The sequence below is a fragment of the Prolinoborus fasciculus genome, assembly GCF_056724605.1.
In genome coordinates, this window is the sequence record NZ_JBWZQN010000025.1 from 15,332 (window position 1) to 40,573 (window position 25,242).

The 25,242-nt window shown below is 45.3% G+C and carries 23 protein-coding genes; 13 read left to right on the forward strand and 10 right to left on the reverse strand.

What is annotated here, in order from left to right:
• Nucleotides 1-17 precede the first annotated feature (17 nt).
• Genes rlmD through cysM form a run of 3 tightly spaced genes read right to left on the reverse strand, consistent with a single transcriptional unit; the run spans nt 18 to nt 3,179 of the window.
• Entirely contained in the window at nt 18-1,406 is a 1,389-nt protein-coding gene (rlmD, locus tag AC1P5O_RS07795) for a 23S rRNA (uracil(1939)-C(5))-methyltransferase RlmD (RefSeq protein WP_004733737.1), read from the reverse strand.
• 6 nt (nt 1,407-1,412) lie between these two features.
• On the reverse strand, nt 1,413-2,231 hold the full coding sequence (locus AC1P5O_RS07800; RefSeq protein WP_004733735.1) for a 3'-5' exonuclease: 819 nt from the start codon (nt 2,229-2,231) through the stop codon (nt 1,413-1,415).
• Nucleotides 2,232-2,249: 18 nt separating this feature from the next.
• Complete coding sequence (cysM, locus tag AC1P5O_RS07805) at nt 2,250-3,179, reverse strand: cysteine synthase CysM (RefSeq protein WP_004281649.1); 930 nt, start codon at nt 3,177-3,179, stop codon at nt 2,250-2,252.
• Nucleotides 3,180-3,541: 362 nt separating this feature from the next.
• Between cysM and AC1P5O_RS07810 the strand changes: the two genes are divergently transcribed.
• The 5 genes from AC1P5O_RS07810 to rsfS all read left to right on the forward strand — a co-directional run bounded on the left by AC1P5O_RS07810 (nt 3,542) and on the right by rsfS (nt 9,467).
• Nucleotides 3,542-6,349 (forward strand): GacS-like sensor histidine kinase, encoded by a 2,808-nt coding sequence (locus AC1P5O_RS07810; RefSeq protein WP_121979806.1) that lies wholly within the window; start codon nt 3,542-3,544, stop codon nt 6,347-6,349.
• 106 nt (nt 6,350-6,455) lie between these two features.
• Nucleotides 6,456-7,244 (forward strand): crotonase/enoyl-CoA hydratase family protein, encoded by a 789-nt coding sequence (locus tag AC1P5O_RS07815; RefSeq protein WP_004733731.1) that lies wholly within the window; start codon nt 6,456-6,458, stop codon nt 7,242-7,244.
• Between the two features lie 36 nt (nt 7,245-7,280).
• Nucleotides 7,281-8,150 (forward strand): NAD(P)-dependent oxidoreductase, encoded by an 870-nt coding sequence (locus AC1P5O_RS07820; protein ID WP_004733729.1) that lies wholly within the window; start codon nt 7,281-7,283, stop codon nt 8,148-8,150.
• 39 nt (nt 8,151-8,189) lie between these two features.
• A complete protein-coding gene (locus AC1P5O_RS07825; protein ID WP_004733727.1) occupies nt 8,190-8,978 on the forward strand; it encodes a hydroxypyruvate isomerase family protein in 789 nt (262 codons plus the stop codon).
• Between the two features lie 129 nt (nt 8,979-9,107).
• A complete protein-coding gene (gene rsfS / locus AC1P5O_RS07830; RefSeq protein WP_017397756.1) occupies nt 9,108-9,467 on the forward strand; it encodes a ribosome silencing factor in 360 nt (119 codons plus the stop codon).
• 270 nt (nt 9,468-9,737) lie between these two features.
• Here the strand turns inward: rsfS and AC1P5O_RS07835 are convergent, their stop codons facing one another.
• From AC1P5O_RS07835 to AC1P5O_RS07845, 3 genes are read right to left on the reverse strand one after another with little or no spacing between them, the layout of a single operon-like run.
• A complete protein-coding gene (locus AC1P5O_RS07835; RefSeq protein WP_004733724.1) occupies nt 9,738-11,183 on the reverse strand; it encodes an NAD(P)(+) transhydrogenase (Re/Si-specific) subunit beta in 1,446 nt (481 codons plus the stop codon).
• Nucleotides 11,184-11,186: 3 nt separating this feature from the next.
• Nucleotides 11,187-11,510, reverse strand: a complete 324-nt coding sequence (locus AC1P5O_RS07840; RefSeq protein ID WP_004281642.1) for a proton-translocating transhydrogenase family protein — start codon at nt 11,508-11,510, stop codon at nt 11,187-11,189.
• 11 nt (nt 11,511-11,521) lie between these two features.
• A complete protein-coding gene (locus AC1P5O_RS07845) occupies nt 11,522-12,649 on the reverse strand; it encodes a Re/Si-specific NAD(P)(+) transhydrogenase subunit alpha (protein WP_004733722.1) in 1,128 nt (375 codons plus the stop codon).
• 982 nt (nt 12,650-13,631) lie between these two features.
• On the opposite strand from AC1P5O_RS07845, the gene AC1P5O_RS07850 reads away from it, so the two are divergent.
• Complete coding sequence (locus AC1P5O_RS07850) at nt 13,632-14,825, forward strand: MFS transporter (RefSeq protein ID WP_004733721.1); 1,194 nt, start codon at nt 13,632-13,634, stop codon at nt 14,823-14,825.
• A 15-nt stretch (nt 14,826-14,840) separates the two neighbouring features.
• On the opposite strand, the gene AC1P5O_RS07855 is transcribed toward AC1P5O_RS07850, so the two are convergent.
• Nucleotides 14,841-15,485 carry a hypothetical protein gene (locus tag AC1P5O_RS07855; protein WP_004733719.1) on the reverse strand — a complete coding sequence of 215 codons (645 nt, stop codon included), beginning with the start codon at nt 15,483-15,485 and terminating at the stop codon, nt 14,841-14,843.
• A gap of 274 nt (nt 15,486-15,759) precedes the next feature.
• Here AC1P5O_RS07855 and dusA point away from each other — a divergent pair, with 274 nt between their 5' ends.
• Entirely contained in the window at nt 15,760-16,785 is a 1,026-nt protein-coding gene (dusA, locus tag AC1P5O_RS07860; protein ID WP_004733717.1) for a tRNA dihydrouridine(20/20a) synthase DusA, read from the forward strand.
• Nucleotides 16,786-16,837: 52 nt separating this feature from the next.
• Here dusA and AC1P5O_RS07865 read toward each other — a convergent pair whose 3' ends face one another.
• Both AC1P5O_RS07865 and coaBC read right to left on the reverse strand, forming a co-directional pair.
• On the reverse strand, nt 16,838-17,359 hold the full coding sequence (locus AC1P5O_RS07865) for a hypothetical protein (RefSeq protein WP_004733715.1): 522 nt from the start codon (nt 17,357-17,359) through the stop codon (nt 16,838-16,840).
• Between the two features lie 220 nt (nt 17,360-17,579).
• Complete coding sequence (coaBC, locus tag AC1P5O_RS07870; RefSeq protein WP_005266070.1) at nt 17,580-18,854, reverse strand: bifunctional phosphopantothenoylcysteine decarboxylase/phosphopantothenate--cysteine ligase CoaBC; 1,275 nt, start codon at nt 18,852-18,854, stop codon at nt 17,580-17,582.
• Between the two features lie 113 nt (nt 18,855-18,967).
• Between coaBC and radC the strand changes: the two genes are divergently transcribed.
• Entirely contained in the window at nt 18,968-19,669 is a 702-nt protein-coding gene (gene radC / locus AC1P5O_RS07875) for a RadC family protein (protein WP_004733712.1), read from the forward strand.
• Between the two features lie 65 nt (nt 19,670-19,734).
• Nucleotides 19,735-20,646 (forward strand): bestrophin family protein, encoded by a 912-nt coding sequence (locus AC1P5O_RS07880; RefSeq protein WP_004733710.1) that lies wholly within the window; start codon nt 19,735-19,737, stop codon nt 20,644-20,646.
• Between the two features lie 84 nt (nt 20,647-20,730).
• On the opposite strand, the gene AC1P5O_RS07885 is transcribed toward AC1P5O_RS07880, so the two are convergent.
• On the reverse strand, nt 20,731-21,582 hold the full coding sequence (locus tag AC1P5O_RS07885; RefSeq protein WP_004733707.1) for a PHP domain-containing protein: 852 nt from the start codon (nt 21,580-21,582) through the stop codon (nt 20,731-20,733).
• Between the two features lie 44 nt (nt 21,583-21,626).
• Between AC1P5O_RS07885 and AC1P5O_RS07890 the strand changes: the two genes are divergently transcribed.
• From AC1P5O_RS07890 to AC1P5O_RS07905, 4 genes are read left to right on the forward strand one after another with little or no spacing between them, the layout of a single operon-like run.
• Nucleotides 21,627-22,238 (forward strand): septation protein IspZ, encoded by a 612-nt coding sequence (locus tag AC1P5O_RS07890; protein ID WP_004733705.1) that lies wholly within the window; start codon nt 21,627-21,629, stop codon nt 22,236-22,238.
• Between the two features lie 28 nt (nt 22,239-22,266).
• Nucleotides 22,267-22,569 carry a YciI family protein gene (locus tag AC1P5O_RS07895; RefSeq protein WP_004281605.1) on the forward strand — a complete coding sequence of 101 codons (303 nt, stop codon included), beginning with the start codon at nt 22,267-22,269 and terminating at the stop codon, nt 22,567-22,569.
• Between the two features lie 5 nt (nt 22,570-22,574).
• Nucleotides 22,575-23,084: an SH3 domain-containing protein gene (locus AC1P5O_RS07900; protein ID WP_004733703.1), complete on the forward strand. Its 510-nt coding sequence runs from the start codon at nt 22,575-22,577 to the stop codon at nt 23,082-23,084.
• A gap of 39 nt (nt 23,085-23,123) precedes the next feature.
• Entirely contained in the window at nt 23,124-25,022 is a 1,899-nt protein-coding gene (locus tag AC1P5O_RS07905; protein ID WP_005266071.1) for a bifunctional tRNA (5-methylaminomethyl-2-thiouridine)(34)-methyltransferase MnmD/FAD-dependent 5-carboxymethylaminomethyl-2-thiouridine(34) oxidoreductase MnmC, read from the forward strand.
• The last annotated feature ends 220 nt before the right edge of the window (nt 25,023-25,242 follow it).

Sequence of the window (25,242 nt, forward strand, 5' to 3'; positions counted from 1 at the left end):
TTAAAAACATCATTTCTTTAATCGTTTATTTGATTTTCTTTTTCGAACAATGCGATTGATTCAACATGTCCAGTATGTGTAAACATATCCATCACGCCCGCTTGGGTGAGACGATAGCCCTGTTGTACCAAGAGTCCTGCATCTCTGGCGAGTGTCGCAGGATTACATGACACATAAACGATTCTTTTAGCTCCAAACTGAGGGATATAATGCATGACTTCTTCTGCCCCGGCACGTGGCGGGTCGATTAATAATGCATCAAAACCTTGATTTGCCCAAGTGTGGTGCGAGAAATCTTTGGTTAAATCTTGTGAATAGAACGCTATTTGTGCAATACCATTGTTTTTGGCATTTTCCGCCCCACGTCGAACCATTTCATCACTTCCCTCGACCGCAATCACCTGACCCGACGCACCAACACAGCGCGCAAGAGGTAAGGAAAAGTTTCCTAATCCACAAAAGAGATCCAGAACCCGTTCACCCTGTTGCAGTTGTAGCAAATCACATGCCAATCGTACCATTTGCGGATTAATGCTTGAATTTACCTGGGTAAAGTCCAGAGGATTAAAGCCGAATTTCACATCAAAGTCATCAAGACCATAGTGTAAGCGTGCAGACGCTTCTGGATCATCTATCCGCGAGAGCGTTTCTTTGCCAGCAGGCTGCAGATACAATTGCCAGCCTTTCTGTAACGTAAATTCGCGCAATTGGTTGACATCACCGGCAGATAATTTTGCAGTTTCACGCACCAGCAGCGCAATGTCCTGATCCCCCATGGCCAATTCTATATGACCGATGTCGGCCTTACCATTCAGACCTTGCAGCAATTGTTTAAGACGTGTAACCGAGCCAAACTCGCGATCCAAGATCATACAGCGATCAATCGGTGTCAGTTTGTTGGACTGATTCTCACGAAAACCCACCACCAGCTGATCCTTGGAAGGTAGATAACGCACCCCAATCCGGGCTTTACGGCGATAATCTTCACGTTGTGAACGTAAAGGCGGTAGCCATTGATCAGGCTGGATTCCAGCAAAATGCTGTAGATGCGATTTCAGCACATTCTGTTTCAGTTCAATCTGCGCATCCGCAGCGATATGCTGCATATTACAGCCACCGCAAATCCCAAAATGCGGACACACTGGTTTTACGCGAATCTCGGAAGCATCGCTCAACAATTCAAGGCTGTCGGCTTCTTCGAGTTTTTTAACTTCTCGGGTAATGCGGGCACGCACGGTTTCACCCGGCAAGGCATAACGGATAAAGACTTTCTTGCCATGTTTATGCTGCGGATGATCCGGATGTGAACCATAATGAGCGATGCCACGTCCCTCATGCGATAGTGACTCAACCTGAAAAATGTACTCGGGTTGCTGGGTAGGACGTGCTTGTGCTCGATGTTTCATGAAAACCTAGGGTGTGGAGATGGGAAAATCAAATTGGGTAAATTCAGTTCGTTGCGAAGTCTCACGCCAAACTGATAAAAAGTCCGCATGCTGCGGTTGAGTATGCAAATATTGAATCGTGCTTTGCATCAAATGCTGATAATCCGGCAATAACAGTTGGCCTTTTAACAGCAACCAGCGGATATACACCAGCCAGGTATTCAGGACATCACCTTCACAATAAGACGTCAGTTCGGTCCATTGCTGATTGCGGACATATTCCGGAACCCGATAGGCTCCGTCACCGCGCTTGCCTGGATAACCCAGCAAATGTGCCACATCATCCAGCTTCTGGAAATGACGGGCATGAAACATGGCCATCACATCCATCAGGTCAACATGACGATGATGGTAACGATTCTGGTAGTTATTATAACGCTTTTGCGTATCAATTTCGCCCTGATCGAACAGACTCGGTGCAGAGAGTCCATGATACATGGCGCGGTATAAAATCACTGGTAAATCAAACTGTGAGCCGTTCCAGCTGACCAGAGTTGGATGGCGCTTGTCAAAAATGGACAAGAATTTTTTCAAAATTTCTGCTTCGGAATGCTGTTCCCGGCTAAAGGAAAACAGCTTCATGCCCTGCTCATCGATCCATAAACCGGAAATACAGACAATTTCATGCAAGGGCGGACGCTGAAAATCAGAGCCTGAATCCTGACGGCGCAGTTTGGTCAAGGCCTGATCCAGATCTGCTTCAGGCAGGTCCAGACCAAACAGATGCGCGCCTGATTTGAGATCGGTTTGGGTTTCAATATCGAAAGTTAAAACAGGCAGGCGCATAAAACAGTGCTCAAATAATTATTCAGGATCTTGTACAGAGAATAACCCTGTAGACAAGTAACGGTCACCACGGTCACAGATAATACACACAATCACTGCATCCGGATGTTCTTCCGCCAGTTTAATCGAGGCCCACACTGCCCCACCAGAAGATGTTCCGGCACTAATGCCTTCTTTCTGTGCCAGCTTACGCATGGTTTTTTCAGCTTCGATTTGTGGAATATCAATAATGCGATCGACTCGGCTGCGGTCGAAAATGGTTGGCAGATATTCTTCTGGCCAGCGACGGATTCCGGCAATGCTTGAACCATCAGATGGCTGTAAACCGACGATCTGAATATCAGGATTCATTTCTTTCAGGTATTTCGACACACCCATGATGGTGCCGGTGGTACCCATAGAACTGACAAAATGGGTAATTTTGCCACCGGTTTGCTGCCAGATTTCTGGACCCGTGGTCAGGTAATGCGCTTCGACATTGTCCGGATTTCCGAACTGATTCAGCACCAGACCCACACCATCATTCTGCATTTGAGCAGCAAGATCACGTGCACCTTCCATGCCCTGCTCTTTGGTTACTTCAATTAGCTCGGCACCATACGCACGCATCGCGTCCTTACGTTCCTGACTCATATTGTTCGGCATGATCAGCTTCATTTTATAGCCACGCATTGCTGCGACCATCGCCAATGCAATCCCCGTATTTCCGCTCGTTGCCTCAATCAGGGTGTCACCCGGTTTGATCTGCCCACGCTTCTCGGCCTGCATGATCATATTATAGGCCGGACGGTCTTTGACCGAACCTGCTGGGTTATTGCCTTCGAGTTTCGCGAGTACTGTAGCTTGAGTGTGACTTGCCAGACGCTGTAAACGCACCAGCGGCGTTTTGCCTACATAATGGTCTAACAAAAATTCATCTGCTTGAAAATCAGGGATGGTATTACTCATTATTTGCACCTATATCGAGGTGCGGCTATTGTATGAAAAAATGCTTTTCCCTGCACCCATTTAGCAAGGCTTTTTCAGAAAACTCACTAAAACTCACACACTATCAAGCCATAAACTACATTTCCCGATAATTTAGCCAGGTGAAGCAGCTCGCTAATGAAGATGAAAATACTATTTCAGTCTGGCACTTTTACAGATTGAAATTTCGTGCGTCTTAGTCTTGCTGTACCTGAGCAAAATTAACTGAAATCTCTTGTATTTTTAACTGCTAATCCGAAGCTTTATAAAAATTATGCTTAAATTTTAACTGTCGATTTAAAGCATGCTAATATGCCAGGCATAAAGAAAATACTGCTTAAATCATGTCAACGATCAACAAAAAGCTGTTTAAACGCCTACACTTAAATCATGCCTATGGACAGCTGATTGCGCTGATTTTTGTGCCGATTACCATTTTGGCCTGTGTCGGTGCCATGCTGGTGTTGACTGAGACCTCGAATGCCGCACGTGCCCAGCAGAAGCAGATGGCCATTGCGATTCTGACTCGCTTTCAAGGCACTTCAGAATATGCCCTGGATATCTTGAACCTGTATCCATGGCAATATGACCAAGCTCACAACGCCATGCAGAACATGCTGAATGAAAAGCATCTGGTTCGGGCAGCAGTTCTGGATGAAAATGGCAAGAACCGTTTGGGCATTGGTTTTCAGGAACAGGCGCCTTGGCCAGAATTTGAGAAAAGCGGCAATTTTGTTGGTCCGATTCTGCATCAAGATAATCATATCTATGCCATTAAAGTGAATGAAAACACTTTTTCTACCGGCTGGCTGGCGATCGAACTGGATAACCAGCCGCTAGCAATTGCCCGTTACCGAGTACTGATCGTACTGATTGCGACCGGATTACTGACCTTATTATTGTTATTACTTTGCTTGAATTTCTACTCACGGCGCTGGATCGCCCCAATGTATGAGATTCGCATGCAATTGCAACGCCTGAATGCCGATACCCTCGGCCAGCATATGGTGATTAACAGCACCGGCGAGCTGCGTTTATTGCAACGTGATATCGCCAATGTGGTGAAACGTTTGCATTTCAGCTTTCTGGAACTGCGTGAACATACCGAACAGACCGAAGACGATTTACGCCGCACCCTCGACACTTTAGAAGTCCAGAATATTACCTATCGTCAGGCACGCGACCAGGCGATCTCGGCCAACCAGGCCAAGTCGGTGTTTCTGGCCAATATTTCCCATGAATTGCGCACCCCGCTGAACAGTATTGATGGTTTTATTCATCTGTTGTTACGTCAGGGCAATCTCAGCAACGAGCAGAGCCTGTATTTGCAGACCATTCGTAAGTCTTCGGCGCATTTGCTGGCACTGATCAATGATGTTCTGGATTTTTCCAAAATTGATGCCGGCAAACTGGAATTAGAAACGGCACCTTTTGATCTGGAAGAAGCGATTTTTGATGTGATGGACATGTTGTCACCTCTGGCAGCACAAAAACATATTGATATGGCCTTCTATTATGCAGATGGTGTGCCAAAACACATTATTGGTGATGCGCTACGATTTAAACAGATTCTGACCAACCTGATTTCCAATGCGATCAAATTCACTCCGGATGGAGAAATCATTGTCCGGGCACGCATGGAACATGATGGAATGGATCAGTGTGTGCTGCATTTTAGTGTACAGGATAGCGGCATTGGCCTGAGTGGTACCGACCGTAAAAAGCTGTTTGAGTCCTTCTCGCAGGGTGATACCTCGGTGACCCGTCAGTTTGGCGGTACCGGTCTTGGTCTGGCAATTTCCAAACAGCTGGTCAGCCTGATGCATGGCCAGATTGGTTTTGAAGACAATCAGGAACGTGCTCCAACCGAAAAAGGCTCTACTTTCTGGTTTACTGCCCAGTTCCTGGTCGATGAAGATACCGTGATTGAGCATCCAGATTTTAGCGAATTGACCGTGGTGTCTTATCTTGCACATCCGGCAACTGCGAATGTGCTGCGGCATTATCTGGAAAATTATCAGGTTAAACATATTGAATGTGCATCAATTCTGGATCTGTTTAGCCGTCTGAATCATTTACAGAATAGCGAAAATACCTGGCTGATCGTCGATCATAGTGGTGACAGTGAAGTCTTGTTACGCGAAATCCGTTCACGTTATCAGGGTCATCTGGCTGTCTATGGTTATCAGATGCAACTGGATCCAAGCATGCTCAATGACCATCGTGCCCGTGCCCTGCATCAGCCACTCAGCCGCAGCGCGCTGATTCAGTTACTCGGCAATCAGCCGGTCTTCGACCAGGAACAGCATGAAGAATTTAATGGTCAAGGCCTGCATATTCTGGCCGTGGATGATCACTTACCCAACCTGATTGTTCTGGAAGCCTTGCTGGCTGAACTCAATGTCACCACGACCAAAGCCCTCAGCGGGCAGGAAGCGATCGATATTATTCAGCGCCGTTATGAACAGGAACAGCCAGCATTTGATCTGGTCTTTATGGACATTCAGATGCCAGTCATGTCGGGGATCGATACCACCCGTGCTATTCGCTCGCTGGAATCGACCTTTGAAAATCATAGCCGCCTGCCGATTATTGCACTGACGGCGCATGCACTTTCTGATGAAAAACATAAACTGCTGCAAAACGGCATGGATGATTATGTCACCAAGCCGATCCAGATCGAGCAGATTATCCAAATTTTGACGCACTGGACCACCGAGCATTTTAAACGGATTCCGGTACTGGAACGTGCCAATGTGATTGATGCTCTGGATCCAAATATTCTGGACTGGCAGCAAAGCCTGCAACTGGCAGCCAATAAGGAAGATCTGGCGGTAGATCTGTTACGCATGCTGGTGGACAGCTTTGCGGATGAACTCGATGAAATGCAGCAACTGATTGAACTGGAAGATTTCCCACAACTGGAACATGTGCTGCATCGTTTATACGGCGCGACCCGCTATGTCGGTGCACCGACTTTACAGAAAGTCACCGGTGGCTTTGAACAGTTCGTTTCAACCCTGCGCAAAGAACGCCGTAAGGCCGATGAAAACTTTGTTCAGGACGTGCTGAAATATTTTGATGAACTCAAAGCCGTGGTTGAACAGATTGAACAGGCTGCCCAGCAAATTTTGAAGCAACATTTGAATTAAACCTCTGAAGTGGCTCAGTCCATGACTTAAGAAGTGTGACTGAGCTGTCATGCAAGCCTAAAGGCTGCATGCTATGCTCAAGCCAGGAAAAATAAGGAAGAATGCCATGTCACTCGTGCGCTTGGAAAAAAATAACGGCATTGCCACTGTTACACTGAATCGTCCGGATAAACGCAATGCCATGAGCTTTGCCCTGCTGCGCGAACTGGTCGCGACTGCACAAAAAATCAAAAAAGATAAAAGCATCCGATGTGTGATTTTAACGGGAGAAGCCCAGGTCTTTAGTGCCGGTATTGATCTGGCAGATTTAAATAATCCTAAAAATCGTGCTTATGCCGCATGGGAACTGATCCGTCCGGGTCAAAGCTTATTTCAAAAAGCATTTCTGGTCTGGCAGGAATTGCCAGTCCCGGTGATTGCCGCAATGGAGGGCTTCTGTTTTGGTGCCGGGATGCAACTGGCATTAGCCGCAGATATCCGCATTGCCCATCCTGAGACCAAAATGTCGATTATGGAAACCCGCTGGGGACTGGTGCCAGACATGGGACTCAGCCGCTCCCTGAAAGGCCTGATTGGTATTGATCTGGCCAAAGAGCTGACCTTAACTGCCCGGATTTTTGATGGTGAATATGCCAAAGAAATCGGTCTGATCACCCATGTCGATGAACAGCCACTAGGAAGAGCACAAGCCTTGGCTGAAGAAATGCTGCAACGTTCTCCAGATGCGCTGATGGCCTCTAAATTTGTACTGGATGCCATGCAGCATCGTCCAAATAAATCCTTGCGTATGGAAAAAATATGGCAGCTGAAATTATTACTGGGTAAAAACAGTCAATTGGCCCGTAAAAAGGACAAAAACCCAGAGGTTCAGTTTGTACCGCGCCAATACAAATAAACCCAGTCTGAATCTAGGAAAGGAATAAACCAAAGCATGCAGTTGAATCGCGATACTAAAATTGCCTTTTTAGGTATGGGGCTGATGGGCACTCGCATGGCCACACGTCTGCTTCAAGCAGGTTTTCAGGTGGCAGTCTGGAACCGCACACCATCTGCCTGTGAGCCCTTGCTGGATCTAGGTGCAACTACGCTATCTTTGGATAAGATTACAGATTACCCGGTGATTCTGACCTGCCTGGCAGATGATCAGGCAGTGCAATCTGTTTTTGCTCAGATCGAACCGTATTTGGTTGCGGAGCAAGTCATTGTGGACTTCTCTAGCCTTTCAGTACAGCAAACCCAAACACTTGCCGCACAAGCACAGGCCAAGAAAGTAACCTGGATTGATTCTCCTGTTTCAGGTGGTACAGTTGGAGCCGAACAAGGCAGTCTAGTGATTTTTGCCGGTGGTGATGCCGCGACTATTGAAGATCTTGATCCGATCTATGCAGTACTTTCACAGCGCGTCACCCGTATGGGTGATACGGGTACCGGTCAGGCGACCAAAATCTGTAATCAGCTAATTGTGGCGGCGAATAGCACCTTGATCGCAGAAGCGGTCGCCTTGGCTGGACTTGCCGGGGTGGATACACGATTACTAGCGCCCGCGCTGGCGGGTGGTTTTGCTGACTCCAAGCCTTTTCAGATTCTGGCCCCCCGTATGGCCACGCAAACTTTTGAACCGGTGCAATGGAAAGTGCAGACTTTATCCAAGGATCTGAATAATGCCGTGCAACTGGCACAAAGCTTTGATCTGGATGTTCCAGTCGCGACTCAGGCATTATCACAGTTACAGGCCCATCAGGCTCAAGGCTTTGCCGAAGCAGATCTGGCTACTGTAATCCAGCAACTAAAACATTCATAACGCTTGATTGATGCAGCCCTGAATATTGAAGAGACATACATGATTAAACTTGCCGTCAACCTGTCGATGATTTTTACCGAAGTGCCGCTGATCGAACGCTTCGCGCTAGCTCATGCACAGGGCTTTAATCATGTGGAAATCCAGTTTCCTTATGAGCTCACAATTGGCCAGATTCAAAACCAGCTCAGCACGCATCAGCTGAACTTGTGCCTGATTAATGTGCCAGCAGGCGATTTGATGCAGGGCGGTCATGGTCTGGCCGGCATTCCAGGACAGGAAATTGAGTTTCGTCATGCTGTTGAGCAGGCCATCCAGTATGCCACGGCGTTGAATGTACCCCGGGTGAACATTCTGGCAGGAAAACAACCCCTTGACTGTGATCTTTTACCCTGCCTGAATACGCTGGCGAGTAACCTGAAAATGGCCTGTTCAATGCTGCTTGAACATCAAATTGAACCGGTCTTTGAAATGATCAATGGCACCGATATGCCACGTTTTTTGATTCAAAATGTTGCTCAAGCACAGGAAATGCTGGAAGCGGTACATCATCCGGCCTTAAAAATGCAGTACGACTGTTACCACATGGCAATGATGGGCGAAGATGTACTGGAAACTTTGCAAGAAAATATTGCCTCGATTGGTCATATCCAGTTTGCGGATTGTCCGGGACGGCATCAACCCAATACGGGCTCAATTCAATATCATGATATATTTCAGTGGTTAAAACATAGTCAATATCAAGGTTATGTTGCTGCCGAGTATAAACCGAGCGGACATTCCAATGATTCCTTTGACTGGAAAGCTGAGTTCTTTCCGGAGCATGACTGAGTGGACTGCGGCTTCATTTGAAATTCAGGACTAAAACCGCTATATTAGACCATGCATAATTGTTAGGAAATTACACTCCCCATGAATTTAGAACCATCGCCCAGCGCTTCTAATTCTCACGATCTTACTATGAATTCAAATTCTCAAGCTGTAGAGGACTGCTTAAAAGTCGTACATGCTGCACTTGAAGATGTAAAAGCAAAAGAAATTGTTGAGCTTGATGTCAGCGGTATCAGTAATGTGGCTGATGCTATGGTCATTGCAAGCGGTACATCGACACGTCACATCAAATCATTGGCCAATAACGTTGCTGAAGAAGCACGTAAAGCTGGCTTCCGCCCTCTTGGTATTGAAGGCGAACGTGATGCTGAATGGATCCTCATCGACCTTGGTTATGTTGTGGTTCATTGTATGCTTCCAACAGCGCGTAAATTCTATGACCTAGAAAGCTTATGGCGCAATCCTACAGATACTGACTCTGTAGCGTAAAAACCAAATATTCAAAAAAGCGACCTGTGTAGGTCGCTTTTTTATTGCCTGTTCATCTAACTTTATAAGCATTAATACAACTCAATCTGTTCGCTATTTTTCTTTAATTTTCATCTTGTCTTATGCACCGATTTGATTGGTATTTTAGGATCAATTCATCATAAACATAGACGTTCGATGACCACTCAATCATCCTTTTTCCAAGATATAAAATAAAAAATCCCCCTTTATTAAAGGGGGACTTAGGGGGAATTCTAATGATTTAGATGATTAGTGACCTGTACCATTAATGGCTTTAGTCATATCTTCCACCACTTTCTTGGCATCACCAAAGATCATCATGGTCTTGTCGTTATAGAACAAGTCATTGTCCAGACCCGCATAACCGGTTGCCATAGAGCGCTTGATCACCATAATCGTACGTGCCTTATGCGCTTCCAGAATCGGCATACCATAAATTGGTGAGGTTGGATCATCTTTCGCCGCAGGGTTCACAACATCGTTGGCACCAATCACCAGCACCACATCTGTTGCCGGGAAGTCCGAGTTGATCTCATCCATTTCCAAGATATCTTCATACGGTACGTCCGCTTCAGCAAGCAATACATTCATATGACCCGGCATACGACCTGCTACAGGGTGAATCGCAAAACGAACCGTTACGCCCTGCTCTTTCAGCAAGTTAGCCAATTCTTTTACCGCATTTTGGGCACGGCCTTGTGCCATACCATAACCTGGTACAATCACTACGCTGTCTGCATTTGACATCAGGAAGCCTGCGTCATCTGCCGAGCCAGAACGGTGATTACGTTGAACCTGTTCACCTGCTCCTGCTATCGGCGCAGCTGCACCGCCCATCGCACCACCAAACAAAACGTTGATGATTGAACGGTTCATCGCTTTACACATGATGTAAGACAGAATGGCACCTGAAGAACCCACCAGTGAGCCTGCAACGATCAACATGTTGTTTTCTAGGGTAAAACCAATACCAGCTGCTGCCCAACCCGAGAATGAGTTGAGTAGCGATACCACCACTGGCATATCACCACCACCGACTGGTGCAATCCATACCCAGCCGAATGCCAGCGCAAGGCCTGTCATCGCCCAGAACGAGGTCATATTGCCAGTCAGGAAGAAGTGAACACCAAAACCTAACATTGCAATAAAGATGATCGCCTGAACCGGTTTCACCCATGCACCTGAAATGGTTTTTGCCCATTTTTTTGCAGCCAGTTTGCCGTAAGCAAAGACTGATGCAGTGAAGGTAATCGCGCCTACGAAACAGCCCACAAACAGTTCAAATAAATGAACACGGCTCATTTCATGGAAATTGACACCATTGGCAGCCAATAGGTCTGGACCAAGTTCGATCAGTTTGTTGTTGTGAATAATGGCAGCGACAGCAATCAGGACCGCAGCCAGACCCACCAATGAGTGCATCAACGCTACAGTTTCAGGCATCTGGGTCATTGGAACTGTACGTGCACGGGCAATACCCACGATTGCACCCAGCACCATTGCGCCAATGATCATCCAGACCACTGGATTCTCAGCCACAAAGAAGGTGGTCACGACCGCAATGGCCATCGCGATCATTCCGTAACGGTTACCAGCAATCGCAGTTTTAGGACCTGATAAACCACGTAGCGTCAGGATAAAAAGAACGGCACCAATCAGGTAGAACCAATCCGCATATTCTCGAATCATTTCCATGGATTAACCCTCTTTTTTCTTTTGCTTAGGTTTAAACATTTCCAGCATACGTGCAGTCACGGCAAAGCCACCGAAAATATTAATACTGGCCAGGAATACCGCAATTGCACCAAGCACGCTCACCACGTTAATGGTCTGGAAATCCACACTACCTTCAACGCCGATCACCGGCAGGCCAACAGTCTGAATCATTGCACCGACAATAATGATCGATGACAAGGCATTGGTGACCGCCATCAACGGCGTATGCAATGCTGGTGTTACACCCCACACCACGTAGTAACCTACGAAAATGGCAAGGACAAAAATCGTAATTGTTTCAACCATGAGTCTTCTCCTTAACCACGTTTCAGCAGCACTTGGCCGCCATGAGTGACAAGTAGGGCTTTTTGAATTTCTTCTTCTTGATTCAGGACAAAATTCTTATCTGCATCAAATAATGTTTCCACGAAGTTAAATACGTTACGAGCGTATAAAGCAGAGGCTTCAGTCGATACCGTCGATGGAATATTTGGAATGCCGAGAATTTTGACGCCGTTGTCGGTATGCACGGTTTCGCCACATTTTGAACCTTCGACGTTGCCGCCAGATTCTACTGCCATGTCCAGAATCACTGAACCCGGTTTCATTTTCGCAACTGTTTCAGCACGGATTAAACGTGGTGCATCACGACCCGGTAAAAGCGCTGTGGTAATCACGATGTCAGCATTCGATACCGCTTTATCAACAATTGCAGCCTGATCGCGAATGTATTCTTCACCCGGCATCCAGCCATAACCATTTTTAGCCGCATCAGCCGCTTTTTGCTGCTCTTCAGCAGACATCGGTACGTCTAACCATTTACCACCTAAAGATTCAACCTGATCTTTGGCAGTTGGACGCAGGTCCGTGGCTTCAACGATGGCACCTAAACGTTTTGCAGTGGCAATCGCTTGCAGACCCGCTACGCCGACACCCATGATCACCACACGAGCCGGTTTAACCGTACCCGCAGCAGTCATCAGCATCGGGAACATGCGCTGATATTCAGCCGCAGCCAAAAGCACCGACTTGTAACCTGCAAGGTTGGCTTGAGAAGACAAGACATCCATATTCTGCGCACGAGACAAGGTTCGTGGCAAAAGTTCCAATGCAAATGCAGACACGTTTTGTGCCGCGAATTGGTCAAGCTCAGTATTACGGTAAGGATCAAACATTGCCACGATAGTGGTATTCGGGTTGAGTTTTTGAATTTCATCACCTTTCGGTGCACGAACTTTTAAAATCAACTGACTGCCAGTATAGGCATCATCCGTAATTTTGGCACCAACTTGTTCATAGGCACTATCGATATAGGCAGCTTTAACCCCTGCACCACGTTCGATAATCACGCTATGTCCTGCGCTGATCAATTTCTTTACTGTCTCTGGCGTCGCAGCGACGCGATTTTCACCGACAACAGTTTCGGCTGGAATTCCGATCTGCATGAGCGTTCCTCAAGCTAATTTTTCTTAAGTAAACATCGCCTAAACGATGCTTCCCCTCAGGATGTGTTCTTGTTGAATTTTTGGATTCTAATCAAACTGTTTGAAATTACCACCTACTATTTATTTAATAAATACCTATATTTTGAACTGATGATTCATAAAAATGATGCTGTGATAGCACATTTATTTAATTTAACGGCTATTCATATTCGATGCTTTTATAAACGATATTCATTCCACTGAATGAAATATCCAGATTTTGCTGGTGTAAATAAGCGCGAATTTCTGATTTATTTTGTTACATTGATGATTCTGACAATGATTGCTGTATTTCCTGATTTAGAAGCAGACTTTCAATTTCTCCAGTCCCTATAGATAGCGGCACTTTAGCTGCGCCGTTTTTTTAGTTTTGACTTTTTTGACAGATTTAGCACTCAAGCAAGAGCACTGGTTTTAGATGTTAAAATCGTATTTTATGAAATGATAGAATTTGTTTTGAGCAGATCTTCATCAGACACAATTAATAGATCTGACAAAAAGTAATCGCTAAAATTTTATAAGACTCAGGTCTCAAACAGTCAGATAAAGGGTAGAAAAAAAGCTGGATGACTATTTATTATATTAATGTACTGAACTTGATTCAAAATGGAAAATCTCATTTTCGCACCAAATTTGCGCAATAAAATAGAGTAAATATTCCACTTTTTTGACCTCAGTGCTCTTTTTTATTGTTTTTACTTTAAGTTGCGCTTTAATGAAGCAACCCCATTATCAAAAGATAAAAAATTCTGCAAACATTCACTCATATTTTCTATTTAAAATTGCACTTCTTTCTTTAAGCTGCCTGAGTTCTGACAATTTTCAATGCTGGCAATATTTCTCTACTTTTAAAGCGAGAACTTCTGGCCTATAGTGCCCTAAATTTGAACATTATTCTTATTCCTCATTTCAATTCTTCCGGTCTGAATACAAGGTTAGCCCTATGCACACGCCTCTCGATATTAGTCAAAATAAGCGCTTATTATGGCTAATGGCGATTGCATGCGGTTTATGTGCTGGCGCGAACTATTATTGCCAGCCACTGATTTCATCGATTCAGCAGTATTATCAGGTACCTGAATCACAAGTGGCGCTCACGGTCACTTTTGCTCAAATCTCTTATGCCTTGGGCCTGCTGTTTATTGTGCCTTTAGGTGACATGCTGAATAAAACCAAACTGATCCCCTTTCTCATGCTGGGTGCAGCAGCAGGTTTATTTATTTGTGCCAGTGCGGTAAATCTGCCAATGCTCTGGGTCGGCACTATCATTGCCGGACTGTTTTCCGTGGCTGCACAGATTCTGATTCCCTTAGCCACCATGGCGGTCAAACCGGAAAAAACCGGAGAAGTGGTGGGCTTCCTGATGAGCGGATTACTGGTCGGTATTCTGCTCTCGACCAGTATTGCCGGATTACTTTCCGACCTGTTTCACTGGAAAATGATTTATATCCTCAGTGGCATAAGCATGCTGGCCTTAAGTTTTTATTTGAAAGGAAAACTACCGAGCCTGCCACGTCTGAGAATCAGCTATGCAGCAATTTTTAAATCTATGGGGATATTACTCAAGCAGGAACCACGTCTGGTATTGCGTTCACTTACAGGCGCCTGTGCTTTTGCTGCCATGAGTATGTTGTTCTCCACCATCGCTCTGCTGTTGACGCAGGAACCTTTTCAGCTTTCTGATGTCATGGTCGGACTGGTCACGCTGGTGGGTGTATTTGGCGCACTTTCCACGCAGTTCATTGGCAAATGGGCCGATCGTGGCCATATCAAAACACTGAGCTGGATCGGTTGTTCTATCCTGATGGGAAGCTGGCTGTTTTTATATTTTGGTGCGGTATCCTTGCTCAGTTATATTCTGGGTTATGGACTGATAAATCTGGGGCTCGCGATTACGCACAGCTGTAACCAGAACGTGATTTTCCGCCTGCGCCCGGATGCCAAATCACGGGTCAATTCACTGTATATGACCTTGTATTTTATAGGCGGTGCCTGTGGTTCAGCCTTAGGGGTTTATGCTTGGCATCACGGGGGCTGGAGCATGACCTGTATGACAGGACTTGGGCTAGCTTTGTGCGCTACCTTGTTCGCCCTGCTGGATCAATGGCATCAGGCTAAGACTAAGACAACCGCATAAGTATTTTGACTATATTTAGCTGACTTGCATCGCTGGATAATAAGGCTTATTCAGATCAAGAGTTTGTGAGTTTTCTAATAAAATACAGATAAGAACCGGCAATAAGGCTGCCAGAATCCGGCAGCTCTCCTCTAATGATTTATAATTCAGCGAGCTGTGATACGTGGCGCCACCCTGCATTATCTGATGGTGCAAGGTAGATAGGCGCTGAAATATTCCAGCTAAAATTTCGATAGAATTTCGTTCTTTTAAAGCATTCTCTATATTCTGTTTCTGTGTTTCCAGGTCAGCTTGACAGCTTTCCAGACTAATTTTCTGATGACGATAATCCCAAAAGCTTTGCTCCACATAGGGATTGGCCAAGAGTGAGCGAATCGGCTGGCTGTATTTTTCCCAGAGAATATGATTAATTTTCTGATCCAGATCCTTTTGGCAGAGTGTTTCTAGAAACTGCTGCAGCTTGCTCTGATCTTGAACAAGATCACGCTCATCTGCATAAATCGCCTGAAAGCTGATCCACAGGCTGATAAACTTAAAATCCAGATCTTGATCCAGATCTAGCGATTTTTTAAACCAGCCTAAGCCCCGATGAATTCTTAAATTAAAATGTGCCGAATTTTGTGCTTTATGGCTTTTATAAATTTCCTCCAATAACAACATGATTATTCTCCTTATTTCTAAAATTTTTATCTTCATCTTTCTCCTATCAAAATATACCATTCCAACCTGACTGGGAATTCCAATTTTATTTCTTGTTTCATTCCTTGGATTTACTGACCTAGCTCAAGTTCGCCGGGTGGTTTTTCTGATTTTATGCTAGTATTACGCCCTCTTTTTGCGACGTCAGCCGATCCGGTTTTAGCCAAAAACCAATCGCTGAGTGCTCGCATGGATTGCTTCTTCTTTCTTCCATTTCGTTAAGGCGTGATTTTGAATGACTGATCTGACCACCATTGAAAATAAACTTCAACCACGAATCAGTGTTGCGCCGATGATGGATTGGACCACCAAAGACTATCGTTTCTTTGCGCGTCTGTTTAACCCGAATGTGATTATGTACACCGAAATGGTCACCACAGGTGCGATCATTTATGGCGATGCCAAACGTCATTTGGACTTTAATACGGAAGAACAGCCAATCGTGCTACAACTTGGCGGCTCAAACCATAAAGATCTAGCCACTTGTACCAAGATGGCACAGGACTGGGGCTATAACGAAGTTAATTTAAATGTAGGTTGCCCAAGTGACCGGGTACAGAATAATAAAATTGGTGCCTGTTTGATGGCGGAGCCTGATCTGGTCGCAGAATGTATTGCTGAAATGCGTCATGCGGTGGATATTCCAGTGACCGTAAAACACCGGATCGGAATTGATGATATGCACTCTTATGAGGAGATGCTGCATTTTGTCGATACCGTGGCCAAAACCGGCTGTAATAATTTTATCGTGCATGCGCGGATTGCCTTATTAAAAGGTCTCTCGCCTAAAGAAAACCGTGACGTGCCACCTCTACGTTATGAAGATGTCTACCGTTTAAAACAGGAGCGTCCTGATCTGCTGATCGAGATCAACGGCGGGATTAAAACCTATGCCGAAACCTTGGAACATCTCAAACATGTGGATGGGGTGATGATTGGCCGCGAAGCCTATCATAATCCTTACTTACTGGCTGAACTGGGCCAACTGTGGAATCTGGATGCACCAGATCGTTTTGAAATTATGCAACAGATGCTGCCTTATATTGCCCAGCGCATGACCGAAGGTGCACCTTTATCCATTATTACCCGTCATATTTTGGGACTATTCCAGAACTTGCCGGGTGCACGCAAATGGCGTCAGGCTTTAAGCGGTGGTAATGCTAAAACCTTGAAAGATGTAGAAACTGCACTCTTTAATATTCAGGAAGCCATGCAGCGTACCGAAGATTATGTACGTGAGCATCAACAAGTGGAATCATAAACAAAAAAAAAGCACCGATGATCGGTGCTTTTTTATAGCGATTGCGCATGAGTTATTGCGTATACGCCGTGATATTACCGACCGGAATCGGCTCTTCCTGATAAGAAACATCTTGTAATGCGGGTTCAGCCACGGGTGTGATCAGAGAGCCGGAGACATTCTGGTTTGGTTCATCTACAGGTTCCAGATCATCCAAGGCTGAGGCCAGTTGCTGTAATTCTCGATCCAGTTGCTGACGATATTTTTCAATTTCAATTTCATCAATAAAAGCAAAGGCATCATCTTCAATCGACCAACTATACCCCCCATCCACCTTAAAGACTTTTACATGAATGGGATATTCCTCACCCTGATAATTCAGATGAGAAATAGCCTGAAACTCATTCCCCTGACGCTGGACAATTTTGACCTTTTTCACGGTAAAACGATAGTGTTGATAATCTCGATTGGAATTAAATTCACGTTGCATCTGCGTTTGAATATTTTTGGCCAGCTCATCCATCGAGACAAAATAACTGCATCCAGTCAGACAGGCGACCATCCATAACATCATGATTTTTTTCATAGCGCCCATCTTTTTTTCTTTCCACTTCCTGCTTATAGCTGATATACGCAGTATTTTTATCTTTGCTTATTCTGTGATCCATTTTATGCTTTTTTGCAAAAACAATAAACAAACGGCGCTTCGATTAAGACTAAATATTTATGGTTTCTATAGTTTTTTTGAATTAATGATAAAAAATCAGCCATAAAAAAACCCTGATGGATTCAGGGTTTTTTCGATACAGATCGTTTTAAAAATCATCATCACTGGATGGATCACGATGTAAGGCATCATGAATGGCTTCGATCAACTGCTGGGCAATTTCCTGCTTGGAGGCTTTTTCCAGATCACGTTTGTCCAGCTGATAATGCTCGGCAAAGAATACTGTCATGGCATTTTCATCCGAAGCAAAACCAATATCCGCACGTGAAACATCATTGCAGGCAATCATATCCAGCTTTTTCGCGACCAGCTTTCCGGCAGCATATTCTTCAATATTGCGGGTTTCTGCAGCAAAGCCGACCATAAATGGACGTTTTTCCTGCTGGGCAATGGTGGCGACAATATCCGGATTTTTCACTAAAGCGACATTCAACTCATCTCCGGCTTTCTTGATTTTATGTTCGGCAACCTGTGCCACACGATAATCGGCTACCGCAGCGGTCGCAATAAAGATATCGCAACCATTTTCCAGCATTTGCATGCTTTCATTCAGCATTTGCACGGCAGAAGAAACATTCTTACGTTGCACGCCATTTGGGGTGTCCAGACTGACCGGCCCTGCTATCAGGGTCACATTAGCTCCGGCCGCATAACAGGCTGCAGCCAGTGCAAAGCCCATTTTTCCGGTACTGTGATTGGAAATATAGCGCACTGGATCAATCGCTTCGCGGGTGGGGCCTGCGGTAATCGTGACCTGTTTGCCCGCAAGCAGGCCAAATTTTTCCGCAATCGCACGTTGGACTTTATGGAAATATTCAGTCACCTGATGCGCTAAATCTTCCGGCTCAGGCATCCGGCCCAAACCTACATCACCACAAGCCTGTGATCCCGCATCCGGCATGATCACATGCACACCATCTTCGATCAGTGTCGCAAGATTGCGCTGCGTTGCTTTGGCTGCCCACATTTGCTGGTTCATGGCAGGCGCCACCCAGACGGGTGCTTTCGTCGCCAGATATAAAGTACTTAAGAGATCATCAGCCAGACCTGCGGCAAACTTTGCCAAGGTGTCACAGCTGGCCGGTGCTACCAGCAACAGATCTGCCCAACGTGCCAGTTCGATATGGCCCATGCCTGCTTCTGCTTCAGTATCCAGCAATTCGGTATGTACGGGATTGCCCGATAAGGCTTGAAAGGTTAAAGGTGTAATAAAAGCCTGTGCACCGTGAGTCATGACGACCCGCACATCGAATCCGGCATCTTTCAGACGGCGAACCAGAGTTGCACTTTTATAGGCAGCAATACCGCCAGTGACGGCCAAAATTATATTTTTATGAGGAATTACACTTAGATCAAAGCTCACAAACAGATTACCTTGCTGTTGCAGTGGGGCTCACAATAGCATTAAATAATCGCATTCCCAAGAGATCGGCTTGCGGGAAAACTGATAATTCATAATAAATAAGTCTAATAACTATGCAATTTTCTATTAAAAACTGGCCAGAACAAGAACGGCCGCGAGAACGCTTAATTCAATATGGCGCAGAAAGTCTGTCCGATGCCGAGCTACTGGCTATTTTTCTGCGCTCCGGTTCCCAGCAACATTCGGCAGTTGATCTGGCGCGCTTGCTGATTCAGCATTTTGGTCATTTGACTGCGTTGCTCGATGCACCTTTACAGGAAGTCAGCCAGTTTCATGGCATGGGCATCAGTAAATATACCCAACTGATGGCCGTCAAGGAACTGGGACGGCGTTACATAGCCGAGCACCTGAAACAGGATGCACTGGAACTTACCAATTCCAAGCGGTTGAGAGATTACTTACGTTTTGAACTGCTCGGTGAAACTCAGGAAGTGTTTGCCGTGCTGTGTCTGGATGCCAGTTTAAGAAAAATTGCCTTTAAAAAACTGTTTTATGGCTCAGTGAATGCATGTGATATTTCTATTAATCAATTACTACGTTATGCCATTAGCCAACAGGCGACCTCGATTGTCATTGCGCATAATCATCCGCTGGGTCGGCCCTCTCCATCCAAGGCCGACCTGGCATTGACCCATCAGATTCAACAGGCCTGCCAGCTGGTGGATATCCATCTAATTGACCATTGCATCATCGCCTTGGAAGGCAGTTTTTCCTTTGCTGAGCAGCAACTCATCAAACCGGAAATGCAGTATTGAATAGCACTTGACAAAGCAGGCACAACTCCACAAGATCATGAAAAAAATTGTGATGATTCCAATAAATGATCGTACGTGACCAGCCGACTGTTTTTAAACTGCTGTTTTCCTGGCGGGGGACGATTTTACCTAAAGTTTTACCGCCTTTGGGCGTGGTGATGCTGATGTCAGCCATCATTGGTGGCTTGTCACATATTGGTTATTTTCATTTTCCAGAATTACCCTTGGTTGGCTTTACCCTGATTGGAGTGGTACTGTCTATTTTTCTTGGTTTTAAAAATACCGCCTGTTATGACCGCTGGTGGGAAGCGCGCAAACTTTGGGGCATTTTGATTGCCAATTCACGTCATTTTGACCGTGATTGCAGGATGCTGTCTCAAGGTCGCCGTGAACGTGTGATTCAGCATGTGATTGTCTTTGCCAATGTACTCCGCGATCGCCTTCGCCATCAGACAGCCAATCCGACTGAGCTGGTAGAAACCAGTGGCATGAGCCAACAGGCTGTAACCCAACTTTATCAGCAGGCCAATGCGCCGCAATATACATTGAGCCTGATTCAGTGGGAGCTGATGCAGGCGCTCAAAGAAGGTGAAATCTCCGACATCATCTATATGCAGATGAATAATCATGTAGCAGAACTAAGTATTGTCCAGACCGGTTGTGACCGGATTGCGACCACACCTTTGCCTTTTGCCTATTCGGTCTTGCTGAATCGTACCGTCTATTTTTTCTGTTTTATTTTACCTTTTAGTCTGGGTTCAACGCTCGGTCTGTTTACACCTTTGCTGGTCGGCATTTTGGCCTATACCTTTTTGGGACTAGATGCGCTAAGTTCAGAAATTGAGGAACCTTTTGGTACCCAAAGCAATGACTTGCCACTGGACTCAATGGTACGTACTATTGAAATTGAACTGTTAGGGACTTTAGGTAAACCAACACCACCACCGATTCAGGCTCAAGATCATAATTTGCTATAATTTATAATTCTTTCCTCGCCCTTTGCTATTAGTAGCGAAAGGAAAATCTTCTCTCAAATAAAAAAGATCGAGGTAAAGGAATGACTAAACAAAACTCTCCCAAATCCCGATCTGACCCGGTTTAAGGCTCGGGACATTACCGAGTTTAATCCAAGGCATGTGATCGCCATGAAAATCACTGCCAATCGAAACTTTAAGATCATATTCAGTAATCATTCGATCCACCATCTGCCGGGTGGAACTTGGTTCAATCGCCGGTGGCAGCTCGACGGCATCTCCACCGAACTTGGCAAAGATCTCGATCAGGTAGCGAATATTGGTCGCAGATAAATCATATTTGGTCGGATGTGCCAGTATCGCAAAGCCACCACTTTCATGAATCACCTGAATCGTGTCTTCAAGACTCAAGCCATCAAATTTGACATAAGCTTTCTTGCCTTCCTTGATGTATTTATCAAAGGCCTGTTGCGGACGGGTCACAATCCCCTTTTCTACCAGCGTTTTGGCAATATGTGTCCGTGTCACCCGATCAGGGATATTGTCGACTTTGGTCAGTACATCAGCATAAATATCCCCACCAATTAAAGGTGTCAGCAGATCACAAATCTGTTTAGAGCGTTCAGCCCGGATTTTCTTTTGCTGATTGAGTGCTTTTTGTAAAGGCTCAGGATTTTGCATATTTAGCGCGACGATGTGCACGCCATAGTTTTTTTTGGTGGCAGGACGTAACCACTGGCTGGATATTTCCACCCCTGAAATGATCTTAATCTCATGATTTTTAGCGGCTTCCTCAGCCAATGCCAAACCGTCCATGGTGTCATGATCCGTCAGGGCCAAAGTATGGACAAGTTTTTCCACAGCCGCTTCGACTAATTGCTGAGGACTGAAAGTTCCATCAGAAATATTACTATGTGTATGTAAATCTACGCCGTGCATCTCTATACTATGACATTTATTTGATCAGATTTAGATACTCTAACATGAAAGCACTTTTAGACTTTGTGCCACTCATTATTTTCTTTTATTTATATAAAACTGTAGATCCAAAAGACACTGACCATCAATTGCTGCAATTGATCGGTTCTGCGGGGGGTGTCGACAATAATAATATTCTTGTTGCAACCACAGGTCTGATTATTTCCATGCTGGTCGTCTATGGTGCGTTATTTGTCATGCAAAAATTCCGTCTGGACAAGCAGCAATGGATTGTCTTGTTCATGACGGTGATTTTTGGTGGCATCACCCTGATCCTCAGTGATGATTTCTATATCCGTCTGAAAGCCGTGTTATTGAATCTGGTCTTTGCAGGTGTATTCTTCCTGTCCCCTTGGTTTAGCAAGGATAAAAAGCCTCTGATCCAGCGGTTATTTGGTCCAGTATTCAATCTAAGTGAAAAAGGCTGGTTCAAGCTGAACTATGCTTGGGTTGCCATGTTCGTACTGATGTCATTTCTGCATACCTTTTTCGCCTATTTGTGGATGGATGGAAAATATTGGGGCGAATTTACCGCATTCGGTGACATGATCGTGATGTTTTCCTTTATCATTATTCAGTTTATTGTATTGCGCAAATACTTTAAGACCGCTGAATAAGTCCAACTACAAACGATTGAGAGTCATCATGCCATTATTCGTCGTTAGCTGTACCGATCGGGAAGGTACAGTTGAAAAACGCCTCGCGATTCGTCCACAACATCTTGCACGTCTGGAACAGTTAAATGCTGAAGGCCGCCTAATTGTTGCAGGTGCCATGCCTAAAGATCCAGCCAATCCACAGGCCGGTTTTTATGGCAGTACCATTATTGTCGACTTTGACAGTCGTGAAGCGCTGGATACATGGCTACAGGATGAACCTTTCTTAAAAGAAGGTGTGTACGAACACATCGATGTCAAACCATTCAATAAAGCATTCCCTCAAGGATAAGGTTCATGCGTGTTGTTACTGCCAGTATCATTGGCCTATGTTTTATGATTTCTCCAGTATGGGCAGTCGAAGTTGCGCCTGCTCCTGTGACTCAGGGAAATCAGACAGCACAACTTCAAGGGACAGCGGTGACTGTCCAAACCCAGTCTACGCCGAAACCTGCCATTATTCCTGCCGTAGCGTCTTCTGCCCAATCGGTGACACCTGCTGAAAATAAACCGTTAACCGCAGAAGAAATCGCCAAGCTCAAAGCCCAGCAAGATGCCAAGGTAAAAGCCTTAGTCAAAGATCAGGCCACCCGTTTGCAGCAACTGGAAAAAGCCAATCTGGAAGCACTATCGCAAAATCAGGAATTGCAGCTCAAGAATGACAATCTAGGGGTTCAGGTACAAGTACTGCAAAGCGAACGCAGTGCCCAGATGTTCCTCTACGGCGCTGCAACCCTGGCTGTGGGGGTATTGCTCGGCTTCCTGATCGCGAGCTATGTTTATACCAAACGTCGCCGTCAATGGTAAGCTATAGCCCTTCCCGATATCTTTAAGGTTGTACCCGTTTTGTCACACGCAATTCAAACTGCTGATCTGGATTGGCAATTGGTGGATGGTATTGATGTGCCTGTATCCAAGCAATTTGGTGATGTGTATTTTTCCAAAGACAATGGCTTGCTGGAAACCCGGCATGTCTTTTTAAATGGCAATGATCTCAGTACGCGTCTGGCAGATTTAAAACCTTTTGAATATTTCTGTGTCGGTGAAACGGGTTTTGGTACTGGTTTAAATATTCTGGCCCTGTGGCAGCTCTGGCAACAGGTGCGTCCGGACAATCACAGTCATCTGCATGCGATTTCAGTTGAAAAATTCCCTCTTTCTAAAACCGATCTGATTCGAGCCTTAAATGCCTGGCCAGAACTCAAGCCTTTAGCTCATCAACTCATCTCTCAATATCCGATGCCAATTGCCGGCTGTCATCGTCTCAGTTTTCCTGAAGAGCGATTCAGTCTGGATCTATGGCTGGGTGATGCACATGATGTTTTCCCGGTAATTGAAAAAACTGCGCCGGTGAACGCTTGGTTCCTGGATGGTTTTGCGCCTTCCTGCAATCCAGACATGTGGGAAGAAAATGTTTTAAATAATATTGTACGTTTATCCGAGATCGGTACCACTTTCGCCTCTTTCAGTGTTGCTGGCGTCTTAAAACGTGGCTTAAAAAATCATGGGATTTCAATTTCCCGCCCACGTGGTTTTAAGCATAAGCGTGAAATGCTGAAAGCGATCTGGAATCCGGCTGAGGAAAGCAACCCATCTTCAGCGCAGGAAACAACTCAAAAAAAAACTGAGCGAGATACAAAGACCAATATCAGACCTCGTCAAATCGCTGTGATTGGCGCTGGAATCGGTGGTTTAAGTAGCGCATGGGCATTCGCTCAACGCGGTCATCAAGTCACGATCTACGACCAGTCAGCGCCCCTCTCCGGAGGTTCTGGCAATCCACTGGCTTTGCTCAATCCCAAACTCTGTCCGGTTGAGCAAAGTGCAGAGCATTTAATGACCTTGGCCTGGCAACAGGCTCTGACGCACTATGCAAAATTCAAGGCTTTCCGCCCGATTCAGGTCAATCAACTGGCCTTAAAAAACCCTGAACAGCTTTTGGAATTAGCAGAGGAATATCCTGAAGAAATTCTGGCTGTACAAGATACAGAAGATCAAGAGATTCAAACTGCATTTCCAAGTTTAAAACTGTTAGCAGCTGGTGCGGTTTCTCCTCATCAATTGCGTGATGAAATTTTGCAGCATCCGAATATTCAATATAAACAGGCCAAAATTAGTTATATTGAAGCGGCTACAAAACCTCAGCTCTTTTCAGATGAACAGAATCTAGGTGAATTTGATCATGTCATTGTCTGTACTGCGCTAGAAACAGTACAATTTTTTGCAGATTATCCGGTTTTGAAACCGATTCGCGGACAGGTCAGCTGGGTGAATAATCAAGCCCAGCCTTTAAGTGAAAATATTGCCTATAGCTATGGCGGTTATTGTATGCAACTGGATGCAGAACATCTGATCTTGGGCGCTTCTTTCTATCCAGGTCGGGATGATGCAGAGGTACTGGCAGAAGACCATGTACACAACTACGAACTGATCCACAGTGTCTTTCCTGAATATGCACAATCATTAGCTTCTACCGAGACCTGGCAAGGTCGTGCCTCGGTACGCGCGCAAAGTCAGGATTATTTCCCCTTGCTCGGCAAGATGAAAGCGGATGAGGAAATTTACAGCTTTGCCGGTCTAGGCTCCAAAGGTTTTCTGTTTGCGCCGCTCTGTAGTGAAATTCTGGCAGCCCAGATTCTGGGAGAAGCCTGTCCGATACCATCGAGTCTCGTCAAAAAACTCAGTGTGACGCGTTTTCAGAAGAAAGTGAAAATGAAGAAACCGTATTTTAAGCCTCAAATATAGAATTTTATTTTAAGGGTGTTCCTGCGGGAGAGGACTAGGGTGAGGGTTTTATTTTATTGTGAAAATATTTTACCTTTCTGCCCCTCTCCTAAAAGGCATAGGTATCTACACATCTATGAGATACCTAATGCCATTGTGGCTATCTCATTGAGTTCATCTATTGAATATTCCGAGAGCAGTTGAAGAGTGTTCAGTAAAATCGAAAGCCCTGCCAATAAGG